15 protein-coding genes are annotated in these 15735 nt (G+C 61.8%); 6 read left to right on the top strand and 9 right to left on the bottom strand.

Features of this window, described 5'->3' with window-relative positions; translation table 11 throughout:
* Positions 1 to 230: 230 nt before the first annotated feature.
* The gene (gene ettA, locus BSY240_RS00890) at positions 231 to 1880 is read right to left on the bottom strand and encodes an energy-dependent translational throttle protein EttA (protein WP_054151653.1); all 1650 of its coding nucleotides are present in this window, start codon (positions 1878 to 1880) and stop codon (positions 231 to 233) included.
* 246 nt (positions 1881 to 2126) lie between these two features.
* Here ettA and BSY240_RS00885 point away from each other — a divergent pair, with 246 nt between their 5' ends.
* From BSY240_RS00885 to BSY240_RS00875, 3 genes are all read left to right on the top strand, one after another.
* Complete coding sequence (locus tag BSY240_RS00885; RefSeq protein ID WP_069041101.1) at positions 2127 to 3053, top strand: alpha/beta hydrolase; 927 nt, start codon at positions 2127 to 2129, stop codon at positions 3051 to 3053.
* Between the two features lie 160 nt (positions 3054 to 3213).
* Positions 3214 to 4413 carry a CaiB/BaiF CoA transferase family protein gene (locus BSY240_RS00880; protein ID WP_069041100.1) on the top strand — a complete coding sequence of 400 codons (1200 nt, stop codon included), beginning with the start codon at positions 3214 to 3216 and terminating at the stop codon, positions 4411 to 4413.
* Positions 4410 to 6062, top strand: coding sequence for a thiamine pyrophosphate-binding protein (locus BSY240_RS00875; RefSeq protein ID WP_069041099.1), 1653 nt, complete (start codon positions 4410 to 4412; stop codon positions 6060 to 6062). Before BSY240_RS00880 ends, BSY240_RS00875 begins: the two co-directional genes overlap by 4 nt.
* Positions 6063 to 6146: 84 nt before the next feature.
* On the opposite strand, the gene BSY240_RS00870 is transcribed toward BSY240_RS00875, so the two are convergent.
* Entirely contained in the window at positions 6147 to 6731 is a 585-nt protein-coding gene (locus tag BSY240_RS00870) for a bifunctional transcriptional activator/DNA repair enzyme AdaA (protein ID WP_069043768.1), read from the bottom strand.
* Positions 6732 to 6845: 114 nt separating this feature from the next.
* On the opposite strand from BSY240_RS00870, the gene BSY240_RS00865 reads away from it, so the two are divergent.
* Positions 6846 to 7781 (top strand): DMT family transporter, encoded by a 936-nt coding sequence (locus BSY240_RS00865; protein ID WP_069041098.1) that lies wholly within the window; start codon positions 6846 to 6848, stop codon positions 7779 to 7781.
* Between the two features lie 82 nt (positions 7782 to 7863).
* Here the strand turns inward: BSY240_RS00865 and BSY240_RS00860 are convergent, their stop codons facing one another.
* From BSY240_RS00860 to BSY240_RS00845, 4 genes are all read right to left on the bottom strand, one after another.
* A complete protein-coding gene (locus BSY240_RS00860; RefSeq protein ID WP_006728347.1) occupies positions 7864 to 8205 on the bottom strand; it encodes a RidA family protein in 342 nt (113 codons plus the stop codon).
* 82 nt (positions 8206 to 8287) lie between these two features.
* Positions 8288 to 8626 carry a TIGR01244 family sulfur transferase gene (locus tag BSY240_RS00855; RefSeq protein ID WP_054151647.1) on the bottom strand — a complete coding sequence of 113 codons (339 nt, stop codon included), beginning with the start codon at positions 8624 to 8626 and terminating at the stop codon, positions 8288 to 8290.
* An 85-nt stretch (positions 8627 to 8711) separates the two neighbouring features.
* Positions 8712 to 9539, bottom strand: coding sequence for a DUF4432 family protein (locus tag BSY240_RS00850; RefSeq protein WP_069041097.1), 828 nt, complete (start codon positions 9537 to 9539; stop codon positions 8712 to 8714).
* Entirely contained in the window at positions 9536 to 9988 is a 453-nt protein-coding gene (locus BSY240_RS00845) for a MarR family winged helix-turn-helix transcriptional regulator (RefSeq protein ID WP_236759299.1), read from the bottom strand. Before BSY240_RS00845 ends, BSY240_RS00850 begins: the two co-directional genes overlap by 4 nt.
* Positions 9989 to 10175: 187 nt before the next feature.
* Between BSY240_RS00845 and BSY240_RS00840 the strand changes: the two genes are divergently transcribed.
* Together BSY240_RS00840 and BSY240_RS24570 are read left to right on the top strand one after the other, a co-directional pair.
* Entirely contained in the window at positions 10176 to 11531 is a 1356-nt protein-coding gene (locus BSY240_RS00840) for a L,D-transpeptidase (protein ID WP_069041095.1), read from the top strand.
* A gap of 73 nt (positions 11532 to 11604) precedes the next feature.
* Positions 11605 to 12162 carry an alpha/beta hydrolase gene (locus BSY240_RS24570; protein WP_442856021.1) on the top strand — a complete coding sequence of 186 codons (558 nt, stop codon included), beginning with the start codon at positions 11605 to 11607 and terminating at the stop codon, positions 12160 to 12162.
* Positions 12163 to 12179: 17 nt separating this feature from the next.
* On the opposite strand, the gene BSY240_RS00830 is transcribed toward BSY240_RS24570, so the two are convergent.
* The 3 genes from BSY240_RS00830 to BSY240_RS00820 all read right to left on the bottom strand — a co-directional run bounded on the left by BSY240_RS00830 (position 12180) and on the right by BSY240_RS00820 (position 15694).
* The gene (locus tag BSY240_RS00830; RefSeq protein ID WP_054151643.1) at positions 12180 to 12899 is read right to left on the bottom strand and encodes a ParA family protein; all 720 of its coding nucleotides are present in this window, start codon (positions 12897 to 12899) and stop codon (positions 12180 to 12182) included.
* A 267-nt stretch (positions 12900 to 13166) separates the two neighbouring features.
* On the bottom strand, positions 13167 to 14312 hold the full coding sequence (locus tag BSY240_RS00825; RefSeq protein WP_054151642.1) for an iron-containing alcohol dehydrogenase: 1146 nt from the start codon (positions 14310 to 14312) through the stop codon (positions 13167 to 13169).
* Complete coding sequence (locus BSY240_RS00820) at positions 14309 to 15694, bottom strand: aldehyde dehydrogenase family protein (protein ID WP_069041094.1); 1386 nt, start codon at positions 15692 to 15694, stop codon at positions 14309 to 14311. Before BSY240_RS00820 ends, BSY240_RS00825 begins: the two co-directional genes overlap by 4 nt.
* Between the last annotated feature and the right edge of the window lie 41 nt (positions 15695 to 15735).

Here is a 15735-nt window from a genome sequence, read left to right as displayed (position 1 = left end):
TCCAGACAGAGAAGGCGGACCTGATGTCGTCTTCTGCCAATTCCCCACTGCGCCTGATGCGCGGCTCCCGGAACTGGTATGGTACACAAACTGTTTAAATTCAGTTTATCGTGATACACGAACGTCTTGCACTCGATGCGACGATGGACAGGCGAAACGAAATGTGGCCCGCAGAGATTGCGAGCCACATTGAACCAGTTTGACGAGCAACAGGGAAAGCCTGTCTCGATTTAGCGCGTCAGGCGCTTGTAAGCCTGGCTGCCCGGGTTGAGCGCATCCGGGCCAAGGCGGCGGATCTTGTCCTGCTCGTAGTCTTCGAAGTTGCCCTCGAACCATTCGACATGGCCATCACCTTCGAAGGCGAGGATATGCGTCGCCAGACGGTCGAGGAACATGCGATCGTGGCTGATGATGATGGCGCAGCCGGCGAAGTTCTCGAGTGCCGTTTCCAGCGCGCCCAGCGTTTCCGTGTCGAGGTCGTTGGTCGGTTCGTCGAGCAGAAGAACGTTGCCGCCGGCCTTCAACATCTTGGCCAGATGCACGCGGTTGCGCTGACCTCCGGAAAGGTTGCCGACCTTCTGCTGCTGATCGCCGCCCTTGAAGTTGAAGGCGCCGCAGTAAGCGCGGGAGTTCATGTCGAACTTGCCGAGCTTGATGATTTCGGCACCGCCCGAAATTTCTTCCCAGACGGTCTTCGAACCATCCAGCGCATCGCGGCTCTGGTCAACATAACCGAGATGGACCGTATCACCGACGCGGATCGAACCGGCATCCGGCTTTTCCTGACCGGTGATCATCTTGAACAGCGTCGACTTGCCGGCGCCGTTCGGGCCGATGATGCCGACGATGCCGCCCGGCGGCAGCTTGATCGACAGGTCGTTGATCAACGTGCGGCCTTCAAAGCCCTTGGTGATGCCGTCGAGTTCGATGACGACCTGGCCGAGACGCTCGGAGACCGGAATGATGATCTGCGCATCACCGGGACGAATGCCTTCAGCCGCATCAACCAGCTGTTCATAGGCCTTGATACGGGCCTTGGACTTGGCCTGACGGGCCTTCGGGCTGGATGCAATCCATTCCTGTTCGCGCGAGATCGCCTTCTGGCGGCCGGCCTCTTCGCGGTTTTCCTGAAGCATGCGCTTGGCTTTCGCCTGCAGGTAAGCCGAATAGTTGCCTTCGTACGGAATGCCACGGCCGCGGTCGAGTTCGAGGATCCAGCCGGTGACGTTGTCGAGGAAGTAGCGATCGTGGGTGATCATCATCACGGCGCCCGGGTAGTCGCGCAGGTGCTTTTCAAGCCAGGCGATCGTCTCGGCGTCCAAGTGGTTGGTCGGTTCGTCGAGCAAAAGCAGGTCCGGCTGCGAGAGCAGCAGACGGCAAAGCGCGATGCGGCGGCGTTCACCACCGGAAAGCAAGGTGACGTCGGCGTCCTTTGGCGGGCAGCGCAGCGCTTCCATCGCCATTTCGACCTGCTGTTCGAGATCCCAGAGGTTCTGGCTGTCGATGATGTCCTGGAGCTTCGCGCCTTCGTCGGCGGTCTCGTCGGAATAGTTCATCATCAGTTCGTTGTAACGGTCGAGCACGGCCTGCTTGTCGGCCACGCCTTCCATGACGTTCTCGAACGCATTCTTCGCCGGATCGAGATGCGGTTCCTGCTCGAGATAACCGACGGTCGCACCTTCGGCGAGCCAGGCTTCACCGGTGTATTCCTTGTCCTGACCGGCGATGATGCGCAGCACGGTCGACTTACCCGCACCGTTCGGACCGAGGATACCGATCTTGGCATCGGGATAGAACGAGAGGTGGATGTTCTCGAGAATCTTCTTTGCGCCGTAGGACTTGCTAAGTCCCGACATGTGATAGATGAACTGGCGTGCCATGGGGTCTTGCTCCGGCGGGAATGGGAATTTGCCGCTATGTAGGCGAATTGCGTCCTTGGGGCAATGCGGCGCACAAAAAACTGCCGAGAAATACAGCAGTTCTCGCAAGTTTCAGATCATTCCACATCCCCGCCTCGCCGGCCGGGGTCGCTACTCGCCGGCTTGTTCGCGCATCCGGCGTCAAGCCACTGACGCTATTGCGCATGGCAGAGAAATGACCTCCTATCGCGCCATCGGGGGAACCAAATGTTTTCAGATCTTGCCTTTCACCAATCGCCATCAGGCGCCCGTCTTGCCTACCACCACCAGCCATCGACGATCGCGCCGCGCGGTATCGTCCTCATCTGCCATGGCCTGGCAGAACATTCGCGGCGCTACGAGGGGTTCGCCTCGGCTCTGGCCGCCCATGGCTACCACGTCTTTGCCCATGATCACCGCGGACACGGCGAGACGACGGCACCGGACGCTCAACTCGGGATATTCGCGCGCCGCAACGGGGCCGAAAAGGTGATCGCCGATGTCATGGCCATGCGCGAGCTTGCCGTTGAAACCTATCCGGGGCTTCCGGTCATCCTCTTCGGTCACTCCATGGGCGGCCTGATCGCGCTCAACGTCGCTAATGAACATCCACAAGCCTTCCATGGACTGACGATCTGGAATTCCAACTTCAATCCCGGCCTTGCCGGACGCTTCGCCCAAGCCGTGCTTTCTCTTGAGCAGATGCTGAAGGGCTCCGACGTCCCGTCACTAGTCCTGCCAAAGGCGACCTTCGTTGCCTGGGGCCGCGCAATCAAGGGCCATCGGACGCCATTCGACTGGCTCTCGCATGACGCGCGCGAGGTCGACGCCTATATCGCCGATCCGCTCTGCGGCTTCGATGCCAGCGTCTCCATGTGGCGCGATATCTTTCGCCTGACTTTCGCAGGCGCCGCCCCCGAACGTCTTGAGCGCCTGCCGCAACGCCTCCCCGTCTATCTGGTCGGCGGCGCTGAGGACCCCGCAACCAATATGGGCCGCGAGATACGCTGGCTCGGCCAACGCATGCTCGATGTCGGCATGACGGATGTCGAAACCACGGTCTATGACGGCATGCGCCATGAGACGCTGAACGAGATCGGTCGCGAAAAGGCGATCGCCGATTTCCTCGCCTGGCTCGGCAATCTCGGACCCTGATCTGGCCAGATCTTGCCGAAACGGAATGATGCCATGAGAGAATATCAGGTGCGAATGGCAAAATGGGGCGATATAGCTCTGTCGATAGCAGTTCTTGTCATGGCAGGAGATCCAATTTTGTCGGATCGCCGAACCTGACGACGCCGCACAGGATCGCGCAATGACGCCCAAGCCATCAGCCCCTGCCCCGCTCACCGGCATCCGCGTGATCGAACTGGCCCGCGTACTCGCAGGCCCATGGGCAGGCCAGATGCTCGCCGATCTCGGCGCCGACGTGATCAAGGTCGAAAACCCTGATGGTGGCGACGACACCCGCGCCTGGGGTCCGCCCTTCGTCGAGGGCGCCGACGGCGAAAACCTCTCGGCCGCCTATTACCACTCCACCAACCGAAACAAGCGCTCGATTGCCGTGGACCTCAAGACGCCCGAAGGCCAGGAAACGGTCCGCCGCCTCTGCGCCTCGGCCGATGTCGTCATCGAGAACTTCAAGCGCGGCGGCCTTGAGAAATACGGTCTAGATTACGCGAGCCTGAAAGCGATCAACCCGAAGCTCGTCTACTGCTCGATCACCGGCTTTGGCCAGAACGGCCCCTATGCCGATTTCGCCGGCTATGACTACATCGTCCAGGGCATGTCCGGCTTCATGTCGATAACAGGCGAAAAGGACGGCGAACCGATGAAGGCGGGTGTGGCCATAGCCGACATCTTCACCGGAATCTATGCGGTGACCGCGATCCAGGCCGCCCTTATCCACGTTATGAAAACAGGTCAGGGCCAGTTCGTCGACATGGCCCTGCTCGATGTCATGTCGGCAGTGCTGGCCAACCAGAACATGAACTACCTGATCTCCGGCAAGCCGCCGACACGCCTCGGCAATGCCCATCCGAACATCAGCCCTTATGAAGTTGTGCCGACATCAGACGGCCACCTGATCCTCGCCGTCGGCAATGACGGCCAGTTCAAGCGCCTTTGCACCATCCTCGGTATCCCCACAGTCACTGAAGACGAACGTTTCGCCACCAACAAGGCCCGTGTCGCCAACAAGGTCGAGGTCCGCCGGATCGTCACGGCAGAGACCGCCAAGTGGCAGAAGCGCGACCTGCTCTCGGCCTGCGAACAAAATGCCGTGCCGGCCGGGCCGATCAACTCGATCGAGGAAATGTTCGCTGACCCGCAGGTCCAGGCGCGCGGCCTGAAGATCGATCTCACTGACGACAAGGGCACGGTCATCCCAAGCGTGCGCACGCCGATCGTGCTCTCCGAGACCCCCCTGCGCTACGAGCGCCCGAGCCCGCGCGTCGGCGAGCACGGCGAAGACATTCTGGCCGAACTGGCCGAGCTGGAAAGGAAGACCAAATGAAGAGAACCGGCGGAGCCCTTGTTGTCGAAGCCTTGAAGGCCAACGGCGTCGAGCGCGTGTCCTGCGTTCCCGGCGAAAGCTATCTGGCCGTTCTCGACGCGCTGAAGGACAGCGGCATCGAGACGCTGGTCTGCCGCCAGGAAGGCGGCGCGGCGATGATGGCCGATACCTGGGGTCGCCTCACCGGCAAACCCGGCATCTGCATGGTGACCCGTGGTCCGGGCGCGACCAACGCGTCTGCCGGACTGCATGTCGCCAAGCAGGATTCGATCCCGATGATCCTCTTCATCGGTCAGATCGGTCGCGACATGAAGGAGCGCGAAGCCTTCCAGGAAGTCGAATACCGTCGCGCCTTCACCGAGTTCGCCAAATGGGTCGGCGAGATCGATGACGCCCGCCGTATCCCGGAATTCGTCACCCGCGCCTTCGCCGTCGCCACATCAGGCCGCCCCGGCCCCGTCGTGCTGACGCTGCCGGAAGACATGCTGCTCGACGAAGTCGAAGCCCCGGAAGCCAAGCCCTACACGCCCGTAGAAGCCCATCCCGGTCCAAGCCAGATCGCAGCCCTCGGCGAGATGCTGAAGACCGCGAAGCGCCCGATGGTGGTTCTCGGCGGCACGCGCTGGAGTGAGGCATCCGTTGCCGGCATCCAGGCCTTTGCGGAAAAGTTCAAGCTGCCGGTCGGCTGCTCCTTCCGCCGCCAGATGTTGTTTGATCACCTGCATCCGTCCTATGCCGGCGATGTCGGCATCGGCATCAATCCGGCGCTCGCCAGGGAAGTGAAGGAGGCAGACCTCCTGATCCTGCTCGGCGGACGTTTCTCGGAAATGCCGTCCTCCTCCTATACCCTGATGGACATCCCCTACCCGGCGCAGACGCTCGTCCACATCCATCCGGATCCGTCCGAGCTTGGCCGGGTCTACCGCGCCGATCTGGCGATCTGTGCCGCGCCTGAGGAATTCGTCGCAGCACTCGCATCGCTCGATGCACCCGCCGCCCCTGTATGGGCCGAGCGCACAGTTACCATGCACGCCGCTTATGTCGCCTGGTCGACACCGCCGAAGGCCGGCCCCGGCGCCGTCCAGATGGGGCCGGTCATGGAGTGGATCGAGGCCAACACGCCGAAGGATGCGATCTTCACCAATGGCGCCGGCAACTATGCCACCTGGCTGCACCGCTTCCACCGTTTCCGGGCCTTCAACACCCAGGCCGCCCCGACCTCCGGCTCCATGGGCTATGGCATGCCGGCAGCCGTCGCTGCCAAGCAGCTCTTCCCGGAGCGTGAGGTCATCTGCTTTGCCGGTGACGGCTGCTTCATGATGCATGGCCAGGAATTCGCGACCGCCATCCGTTACGACCTGCCGATCATCACGCTCGTTATCAACAACAGCATGTACGGCACGATCCGCATGCACCAGGAGCGCGAATATCCGGGCCGCGTCAGCGCCACTGACCTGACCAACCCCGATTTTGCAGCCCTGGCCAAGGCCTATGGCGGCCACGGCGAAACCGTCGAGAAGACGGAGGATTTCGCCCCCGCCTTCCTGCGCGCCCGCGCCTCCGGCAAGCCTTCGATCATCGAGATCAAGCTCGACCCGGAGGCGATCACGCCGACACGGACCTTGACTCAAATTCGCAACAAAGCCTGACAGGCGGTTGAATCAAAACAAGATGGCCGGCTCGTCCCCGGCCATTTTTCTGTTCGGCCAGAAGTCACGGCGCGACAGAGGCGATCACGAGGGGCGTGGCGACGAACTCCGTTTGATCGCCGTCGGCGGTCGTTTGTACACCTCCTGAAAGACGGCATTGAACCGCCTGACGCTTCCAAACCCCGCCTGCAGCGCAATCTCGGTGATCGTCATGTCCGTACCGGTCAGCAGGCGCTTGGCGCGCTGAACACGCGCCGTTTTTGCCACCTGCAGCGGGCTTGCGCCGAGATGCTTTTGAAACAGCCGCGTCAGATGTCGCCCGCCGACGCCAACCCGGGCAGCAAGCACCTCGACGGTCGCGCCGGGTGCATCGAGTGCGCCTTCCTCGCGGATCAGTCTTGCTGCCCTTTCGACGATGGCAGCACTGCCCTTCCACGCCGGGCTGAACGGCGCCGTTTCCGGCCGGCAGCGCAGGCAGGGGCGATAGCCCGCAAGTTCGGCCGCCGCCGCACTCGGCAGGAATTCGATATTGCAGCGATAAGGCTGGCGCACCGGGCAGACACAACGGCAATAGATCCCGGTCGTTCGAACGCCGATGAAGAACCGGCCGTCAAACTCGGGATCACGCGCAAGCCATGCCTGTTCACATTGGTGGATATCGAGGCTCATGATCAGAGAGTACATCAGCGTTCGGCCCCTCAAAAGGACAGAGTCCGAATCCGGCGAGCAAATCGCGGTTCGGCGCGCCACTCATGTCCATCAGATCAAAGCTGGAACCATCGCATGCAGACGAACCAATCCATGGGCCTCACAGACTGGGCTCTCCTCCTGACACTGTCCGTGCTGTGGGGCGGCTCCTTCTTCTTTTCCAAAGTCGCCCTCTCCGAGCTTCCGCCGCTCACGGTGGTTCTGGCCCGCGTGGCGATCGCGGCATTGGCTCTGTTTATCTATCTGCGCATACGCCGCCAGCCCATCCCCGCAGACGCCACCATCTGGACCGCTTTCCTGGGCATGGGTCTCCTCAACAATCTCATCCCCTTCACGCTTCTCTTCTGGGGGCAGACCCAGATCGCCAGCGGTCTCGCCTCGATCCTCAACGCGACCACTCCGATCTTCTCGATCCTCGTCGCGCATGTTCTGACATCGGACGAAGGCATCACGCGCAACAAGCTCGTCGGCATCGCCCTTGGGTTCTTGGGTGTCGCAGTGCTGATGGCCGGAAACCACGTGAAGACAGAGGCCATTCCGCTCCTGCCCCTCCTCGCCTGCCTTGGCGCAGCCCTGTCCTATGGCTTTGCTGGCGTATTCGGCCGGCGCTTCCGGCGCATGGGCATCTCGCCGGCAACCAGTGCATTCGGTCAGGTATCGGCGACAACGCTGATGATGATACCCGTGGTCGCGCTGGTCGATAGCCCATGGCATCTGCCGATGCCGGGAATGACGACCATCGCTGCGCTTCTCGGCCTCGGGCTACTCTCCACGGCGCTCGCCTATATCCTCTTCTTCCACATCCTCGCGGTCGGTGGCGCGATCAACAGTTCCCTCGTCACCCTGCTCATTCCCGTCAGCGCCATCCTGCTCGGCTATCTGTTCCTCGGCGAAAGGCTGGCACCCAACCATTTCGCTGGAATGGGCCTGATCGCGCTCGGATTGCTCTCCATCGACGGGCGCCTATATCGCTGGCTCCTTGCCAGGAGACACAAGTCCGCCAGCCCGTGAGCCCTGAGCAACCGGCGGAGAAAACGAAAAAAAGGCCGGGATCGCTCCCGGCCTTTCGCATTCTGTGCGTTGCCCTGAAAAATCAGACAGCAGCTGTGACGATGAACTCGACCAGATAGTCCGGCGTCGCGAGCGGCGCACCGCTGGTGGCGCGGGCCGGCGGGTTGGCCGGATCGATCCAGGCCTCCCAGACGGCATTCATTTCGCCGAAGGTCGACATGTCAGAGAGGTAGATGATCGTCTGCAGGATCTTCGACTTGTCCGAACCGGCGGCGGCCAGCAGGCGGTCGACTTCGGCGAGCGCCGACTTCGACTGTTCGGTCACAGTAGAGCCTTCGCCAACCTGGCCGGCGAGGTAAACGGTGTTGCCGTGGACGACGGCGCCGCTCATGCGCTTGCCGGGCTCGATACGCTTGATGCTCATGGGATAACTCCTGCTTGAGGCTGGTTTAGAAAACAGACAGGCCGGACGCGAACGTCCGGCCAAGGATAATGGAAAAGACCCGTCAGCCGCGCTGGCGCTGTGCGTGTTCGTAGGTTGCGTTCGAACGGGCACCGGAGCGGCAATAGCCGAGCATCGGGCGTTCGAATTCTTCGAGCGCATCGACCATGTCGGCGACGGCATCCGGCGTGACACCCATCGGCCCGACAGGCACATGCTTGATCTTGAGGCCGAGTTCTTCCGCGCGCTTGGCAACGGCTGCAAATTCAGGCTGGCCGAATTCTTCACCATCCGGGCGATGGCAGACGATCGACTTGAAGCCGAGCGCCTTGATCTCGTCGACCTCGTCGACCGTGATCTGGCCGCTGACCGAATATTCCTCGTTGATCTGGCGGATGTTCATCGGGGCTCCTCGTCAATTTCCTTGGGGCCAAACATCTACGACGGGCATCCCTGAGCGTCAATCGTAGGGGAGCACCGATCGGTCGTCAGACGAAGGAAAATGCAAGTCCGTAGTCCCGGCTTTCGCCCGGCTGCAGGATATTGAATTCGCCCGCCGCCTCGAGCTCGGCACGCCCCTTCCAGCGATGCGAGACCGGCTCGATGCCGAGCACATGGGCAGGCAGCCTCTGGTTTCTCCACACCTGCAGATGCGGCAGTGTATCGGTTCGGAAACGGACCTTCAGCCGCTTGCCGCCGATCACCGCGATCGGCCCCAGACGCAGTTCCGCCCAGCCGCCATGACCCGCTGGAACACAGAAGATGCCGCCCTCCGCTTCGCCGAAGGTCCAGGGAAAACCAACGCCGTCGAGCATCGCCCCTTCGAGCTGCGTTTCGTCGTCGAAGTGCTTCGCGCCCAGATTCATGTGATACATCAGAAAGGTCGGAAAGGCGGTTTCGCCGACATTGGCGACCGTATCCGAAAGCTGCACCTCGCCGCTCTCAGCCTTCAGGCGCCACTGCCGCCGCAACTGCGCGTGGCCGCCAGCCGCGAGTGTCACATCGACCACGGCCCGAGCCACGAGATCCTCTCCCTCGACCGCCATCTCGATCGAATGCGCCGGGTTGGCTGAAAAGGAGCCATGCAGAGGAAAGTGCCGGTCCGTGCCCGCGATCGGCTCTCGGTGGCGGATATGGTCGGGTCCGCAGGTGAACAGGAACCCTTCCAGCGAATGGTCAATCCGCGGATCGCCGTCATCGGGGATCGCCCGGCCGGGAGACAGATCGACGCCCTCGACGATGCACGAGCCGATATCGAATACCGAGCTTTCGTCCAGTGCCAGACGCGGTCCCCTGGGACCGGAAAAAGTGATCATGCAAGAGGTTCCTCGGCCTGCCGTTTTGGAGCCCGGAGGTGGCCGGTGGAGATCAGATCCTCCAGGCCCATGAGCCCGCTGTCGAGCGAGGAGAGATAGGCGATGTTGACACTGCGCTCAAGCCACTGCTGGAAAGCCCCAGCCTCGTCCGCGAGCCGTTCGAACCTGTGCTGCCCCTTGAGCGTTAAAGACAGAAGTTCAAAGCGCCGGTCCGATCGATCCTTCTTGCGAATGAGATATCCTTTGTCCTCTAGGACCTTCACGGCACGACTGATTTTTGTCTTGGAAAGACCCGAATGGGAGGAGATGGCCTTCGCCGTTGTCGGCGTGTGTTCGCCGAGCGACCAGAGAACCTGCCATTCGGACCATGACAACTCGTCTTCCGGGCCGCAGAACTGCATGAAGCCGTGGTCAACGCTTTCGGCCACGCGTAAAAGCCGAAAGGGCATAAATGCCTCCATCCTCAGTCTATCCTGCATTGTCCCCCCTCAACCCGGCGCTGCGACCCTGCATCCAGCCCGGTTATCTCTTCCGCCCCCACAGCGAGTTAACTCTCAATTCATTATGAATTCACCTTTTCCACATTAGTGTCAAATTTATCGCGTTTGTCGCCGGCTCAGACGAGGAAACCGAATCGTGTTCGACTTCAGGAAATCTAGCTTGATACTTGCGGTTTTGGCCGCCGCCTCTCTCACATCTGTGAGCCTAGCCTCGGCACAATCGGTCTATGACGGTCGCAACGCCCAGATGCTGCTCGTCTCGCCGGAGGGCGATATCCTCGACTATGTGCCGGAAGCCGGCGAAGTCATGATCAGCCGAGACCGAATGGGCCGCACGGTGCTGATCGACCGCATGGGCAATCTGGTCGCAACCGAGATTCCGGCGGAAAGCTATTATCCTCCCCGCCAGCGTGGCGGAAACCGAGGCCTGCCCGGCGTCTACGATCCCTATTCCGAACCCGCACCTGCGCCGCGTGGCTGGGACGACGACGTCACGACCGCATCGATCCCCGACGTCGACCCGCGTGACAGCCTGCCGCTCGACGGCCTGCCCCAGGACATGCCGTATGGCGGCCCGGATCTGCCCGCACCTGCCGACACGGCCCCTGCCCGCACGGTGACGCCTGAAATCCCGGTCAAGAGCAATCTCTCCCGCCTGGAGATCACCGCCCTCCAGGCTTTCCTCGATCGTGAAGGCATTTCGCCCGGCGTCATCGACGGCAAGATGGGCCAGAACGTCAACAAGGCGATCGTCGCCTGGGAGCAAATGACCGGCGAAACGCTCGACCCGAACAATGCCGACGACATCCTGGAGCGCCTGCGTCTCTCCGGCGGCCTCGCGATCAAGAGCTACACGATCACCGCCGGCGATGCCGCCGGCCCCTTTGTCGCGTCGATCCCCGACGACTACGCACACAAGGCACAGCTTCCGGCCCTGTCCTACACCTCGACGGCGGAGATGCTCGCCGAGCGTTTCCACATGGATGAGGGCTATCTGCGCGAACTGAATCCCGGCGTCGACTTCTCGATCCCGGGCACGACGATCAAGGTGGTGGAGCCCGGCCCTTACAAGAAGGGTAACGTGGCACGCATCGTCGCCAACAAGGGTCTGAAGCAGGTCTTCGCCTATGGCGAGGATGGCGGCCTGATCGCCGCTTACCCGGCCAGCATCGGCTCGGCCGATACACCCTCCCCGTCGGGCACCGTCACGATCGAACGCATCGCGCTCAACCCGGGCTACACATACAATCCGAAGATCAATTTCCAGCAGGGCAATAACACCCAAGTCCTGCAGATCCCGCCAGGGCCGAACGGCCCCGTCGGCACGGTCTGGCTGGCGCTGTCGAAGCCGACCTACGGCATCCACGGAACCCCCGAGCCCTCCAAGATCGGCCGCACCCAGAGCCACGGCTGTATTCGCCTCACCAACTGGGATGCGACGGAACTGGCAAAGATGGTCAAGTCGGGCGTGACGGTGGAATTTGTCGAGTGACAGCTCAGGCGCTCGCGAGTTTGCGGGCTTCCCGACACTCTTCCGCGAGGGCGAGAGCCGTCACCAACCGTTAGTGTTTCTGCATGGCAGCAACCAGGATGAATTCTCACTTCTGGACTTTGCCAGGGAGGTAGCACCCGCTCATCCGACGTACTGTCCGCGGGGTCGCGAGCCATCAGATGCGTCGTTCACGTTCTTCAGGAGACGGACGGACAGGTCGATTGATGAGGTGAACCTTACCGACAGGGCTGCAGAACTGTCGCAACTGCTCTTGATCATCGGGCAGAGGCATGGAGAGCCGGCCCTGCTGATCGGCTTTTCGAGCGGCGCGATAATGGCAGCAGCCCTGACTGCACGTCACACGGCCTTGGTGTCAGGCGCCGTATTGCTTCGCCCAGAAAAGCCCTTCACCCAGAACTGCTTTCCCGATCTTGCCGGAACACCATTCCTTCTCGTATCGGGAGAAGATGACGAAAGGCGCGAACGATTAGACGCAGTCGGGCTTGTCGACCAGCTGAGGGCCGCCGGTGCTGCGGTCGAATGGCACGAGCTGGCATGCAGCCATGGCTTTGACCCTGAAGGTGGCGACATAATGTTAACCCGCGCTTGGCTTGCCAAACGCGGGTTGTAGTGTCGAATTTGGGGTTATCAGGCGGCTGAGCGCACCAGACGGAACAGGCGACGCGGCTCGCTGGAGCGGATCACCTTGACCGGCAACAGGCGCATGACCTCGGAAGCGAAGGCCTTGGCATTGTCCTGAGCCTTGTCGAGATTGCTGATCTTCGCCGTATCCATCGAATACAGCGTGCCACCACAGTCGAAGATCTCGCGGTAAGCGCTACGTTCGGCAATCGGCGTGTTGATGACGTTCACGCCACGAGCCGCCAGAAGCCCCTTGATCGTCAGAAGTGCGCGCGTGGTCACCATCGAGGTGACGCGCGTGAGCACGACCGAATGTGGAATGACGAGGTTGCCGGCATCCTGCATCAGCTTGATGAGGTCGAGGATCTGCGCGCCGCCCTTGGCGTCCATGGCGCAACCCTGGACAGGGATCATCACGTGATCGGAGAGACCGATCGCAGTCGTCACCATGGCGTCGCGCGCACCGGCAAGATCCATGATGATGTAGTCGTTGCTGCGCGACAACTCGCGGATATGTCCTTGCACGGAAGCGACCGTAACCTCGGAGACCACCTCGATGTTGCGCTGCGGACCCGAGATCTCGTGCCACTGGGTGATCCAGCGCTGCGGATCGGCATCAAGGATGGCGACGCGGTATCCCTGATGGGCCAGTTCGGTGGCGAGAAGAAGGGCTGCGGTGGTCTTGCCGGCACCACCCTTGGCATTGGCAAAAGAAATGACTGGCATGCTGTTTCCTTGGGAGGTCAGATCCGAGCGGCTCATCGCTCTTTGGCAACCTGCGTCATCGGTGCCACATGCTGTCATCATGGCGCAAACATGGTTAACAAACTGGAAACGCGCGCGAGCTCCCCCTCCCCCTTATTGGGGAGAAGCGACGGAAATGCCTAGTATATTCGCTGATAGGAATGGGCAGGCAGAAGCTCGGCCCGACAGCATGGCTGCAGAGGCCCCGGCACGACATGCCGGGGCCTTTCAAGCGAGCGACGCGTGAGATCAGAAGCAGTCGGCGAAGAGCTGCTTGGTGTTTTCGAGCGTCATCTTGACCGGATTGCCGCCGGCGCTGGGATCCTCGATCGCCATGGCCGAGAGCTCATCGATCCGGTCATTGGCAATGCCCATGGCCGTCAGGTTGGCCGGGACGTTGAGTTCGGCGCGCAGGGCGAGCACATAGTCGTAGAAGCCATCAAACCCTCCCGCAATGCCGAGATAGGCAGCCGCCCGCTCAATCCGCTCCTCAATGACGTGACGGTTGAACTTCAGGACCGGCGGCATGACAACGGCGTTCGTCATTCCGTGATGGGTGTTGTAGACGGCCCCGATCGGATGCGACAGCGCATGGATTGCGCCGAGCCCCTTCTGGAAGGCGACGGCGCCCATGGCAGCCGCCGACATCATGTTGGTTCGGGCTTCGAGGTCAGTGCCGTCCTTGTAGGCACGCGGCAGGAATTCCTTGACCAGACGCATGCCTTCGAGCGCGATGCCCTGGCTCATCGGATGATAGAAGGGCGAGGAATAGGCTTCCAGGCAATGCGCGAATGCGTCCATGCCGGTGCCGGCCGTGATCATCTTCGGCATGCCGACGGTCAGTTCCGGGTCGCAGATGACGACGCCGGGCAGGAACTTCGGATGGAAGATGATCTTCTTCACATGCGTCACTGAATTGGTGATGACCGAGGCACGACCGACTTCCGAACCGGTGCCGGCCGTGGTCGGCACGGCGACGATCGGGGCGATCGCATCGGAATTCGCACGGGTCCACCAGTCGCCGATATCCTCGAAGTCCCAGACCGGCCGTGTCTGGCCGGCCATGAAGGCCACGCACTTGCCAAGGTCGAGGCCCGAGCCGCCGCCAAAGGCGACAACGCCGTCGTGACCGCCATCCTTGTAAGCCTTGATGCCGGCTTCGAGATTCTTCTCATTCGGGTTCGGATCGACATCGGCAAAGAGCGCGCGACCGAGGCCGGCTTCTTCCAGCACGTCGAGCGCAGTCTGGGTGATCGCCATCGGTGCGAGGCCCCGGTCGGTGATCAGCAACGGCTTCTTCATGCCGAGCGATTTGCAGGCGTCCGCCAGTTCCTTGATGCGGCCACGTCCCATCTTGATGGCGGTGGGATAGCTCCAATTGGCGACGATGTTCATTTCGTGACTTTCTTCAGGTGGTAGGATTTCGGACGGGTAAGGTTCTGGAAGCCGAGCACGGAGAGCGAGCCGCCCTTGCCGGTTTCCTTGACGCCGGTCCAGCAAAGCGCCGGGTCGAGGTAATCGGCGCGGTTCATGAACACGGTGCCGGTCTCGATCTCGCGGCCGATGCGGGCGGCGCGCTCCGGATCCTGCGTCCAGAGCGAGGCGGTCAGACCATAGGGGCTGTCGTTCATCAGACCGAGGGCCTCGTCGTCGCTCTTCACCTTCATGATGCCGACGGCCGGACCAAAGGTCTCGTCCTTCATGAAGGCCATGGAATGATCAACGTTCACGAGGATCTGCGGCATGATATAGGCGCCGCCGTCATCGGCCGGGAAAAGCTTTGGATCGACCATCGCCTTGGCACCCTTCGACACGGCATCGGCGATCTGCTCGCGCACCACCTTGGCGAAGCGCTTGTTGGCCATCGGCCCGAGCGTTGTTTCGGCATCCAGCGGATTGCCGAGCTTGTAGTTCGACACCCAGGCAACCGACTTCTCGACGAAGGCGTCGTAGAGGCTCTCATGCACATAGATGCGCTCGATGCCGCAGCAGCACTGGCCGGAATTGTAGGTCGCGCCATCCATCAGCGTATCGACGGCAGCGTCGAGGTCGGCGTCTTCCATGACATAACCGGGGTCCTTGCCGCCGAGCTCCAGGCCGAGACCGGCAAAGGTGCCGGCAGCGGCCCGTTCGATGGAACGCCCGCCTTCGACCGAACCGGTGAAGTTGATGAAGTTGAAATTGCCAGCCGCGATCAGCGCCGAGGTCGTAGCGTGGTCGAGGAAGAGGTTGATGAAGACATCATCGGGAACACCCGCCTCGACAAAGGCGCGCACCATGCGCTCGCCGACCAGCAGCGTCTGGGTCGCATGCTTGATGACGACGGTGTTGCCCGCCATCAGCGCCGGCGCGATCGTGTTGATCGCGGTCATGTAAGGATAGTTCCACGGCGCGATGACGAAGACCACGCCATGCGGCTCGCGCTCGATGCGACGCTCGAACGTGTCACTTGCTTCCACGACCAGTGGCGCAAGCGAGTCGGCAGCAATCGCCGCGACATAGTTGGAGCGCTCGTTGAAGCCCTTGTATTCGCCGCCGTAGCGCACCGGACGGCCCATCATATGGGCCAGTTCCGGCACCACTTCGTCCGCCATCTCGTTGAGGCGGGCAACGCCCTTCAGCACCAGCTGAACGCGGTCCTCAAGCGGCCGGCGCGCCCAGGCCTTCTGCGCCTTGCGCGCACGACCGACAGCCTCGGACGCCGCTTCCAGCGACATGGCCGGACGTTCCGCGTAAACCGATCCGTCGATCGGCGAAATGCATTGGATCATGGTCATGATCGTCTTCCTGTTGTTCTAGAACGAGATGACAGCGGCCG

Source organism: Agrobacterium sp. RAC06 (genome assembly GCF_001713475.1).
Taxonomy (GTDB): Bacteria; Pseudomonadota; Alphaproteobacteria; order Rhizobiales; family Rhizobiaceae; genus Allorhizobium.
This window is presented reverse-complemented; position numbering and strand designations above follow the sequence as displayed.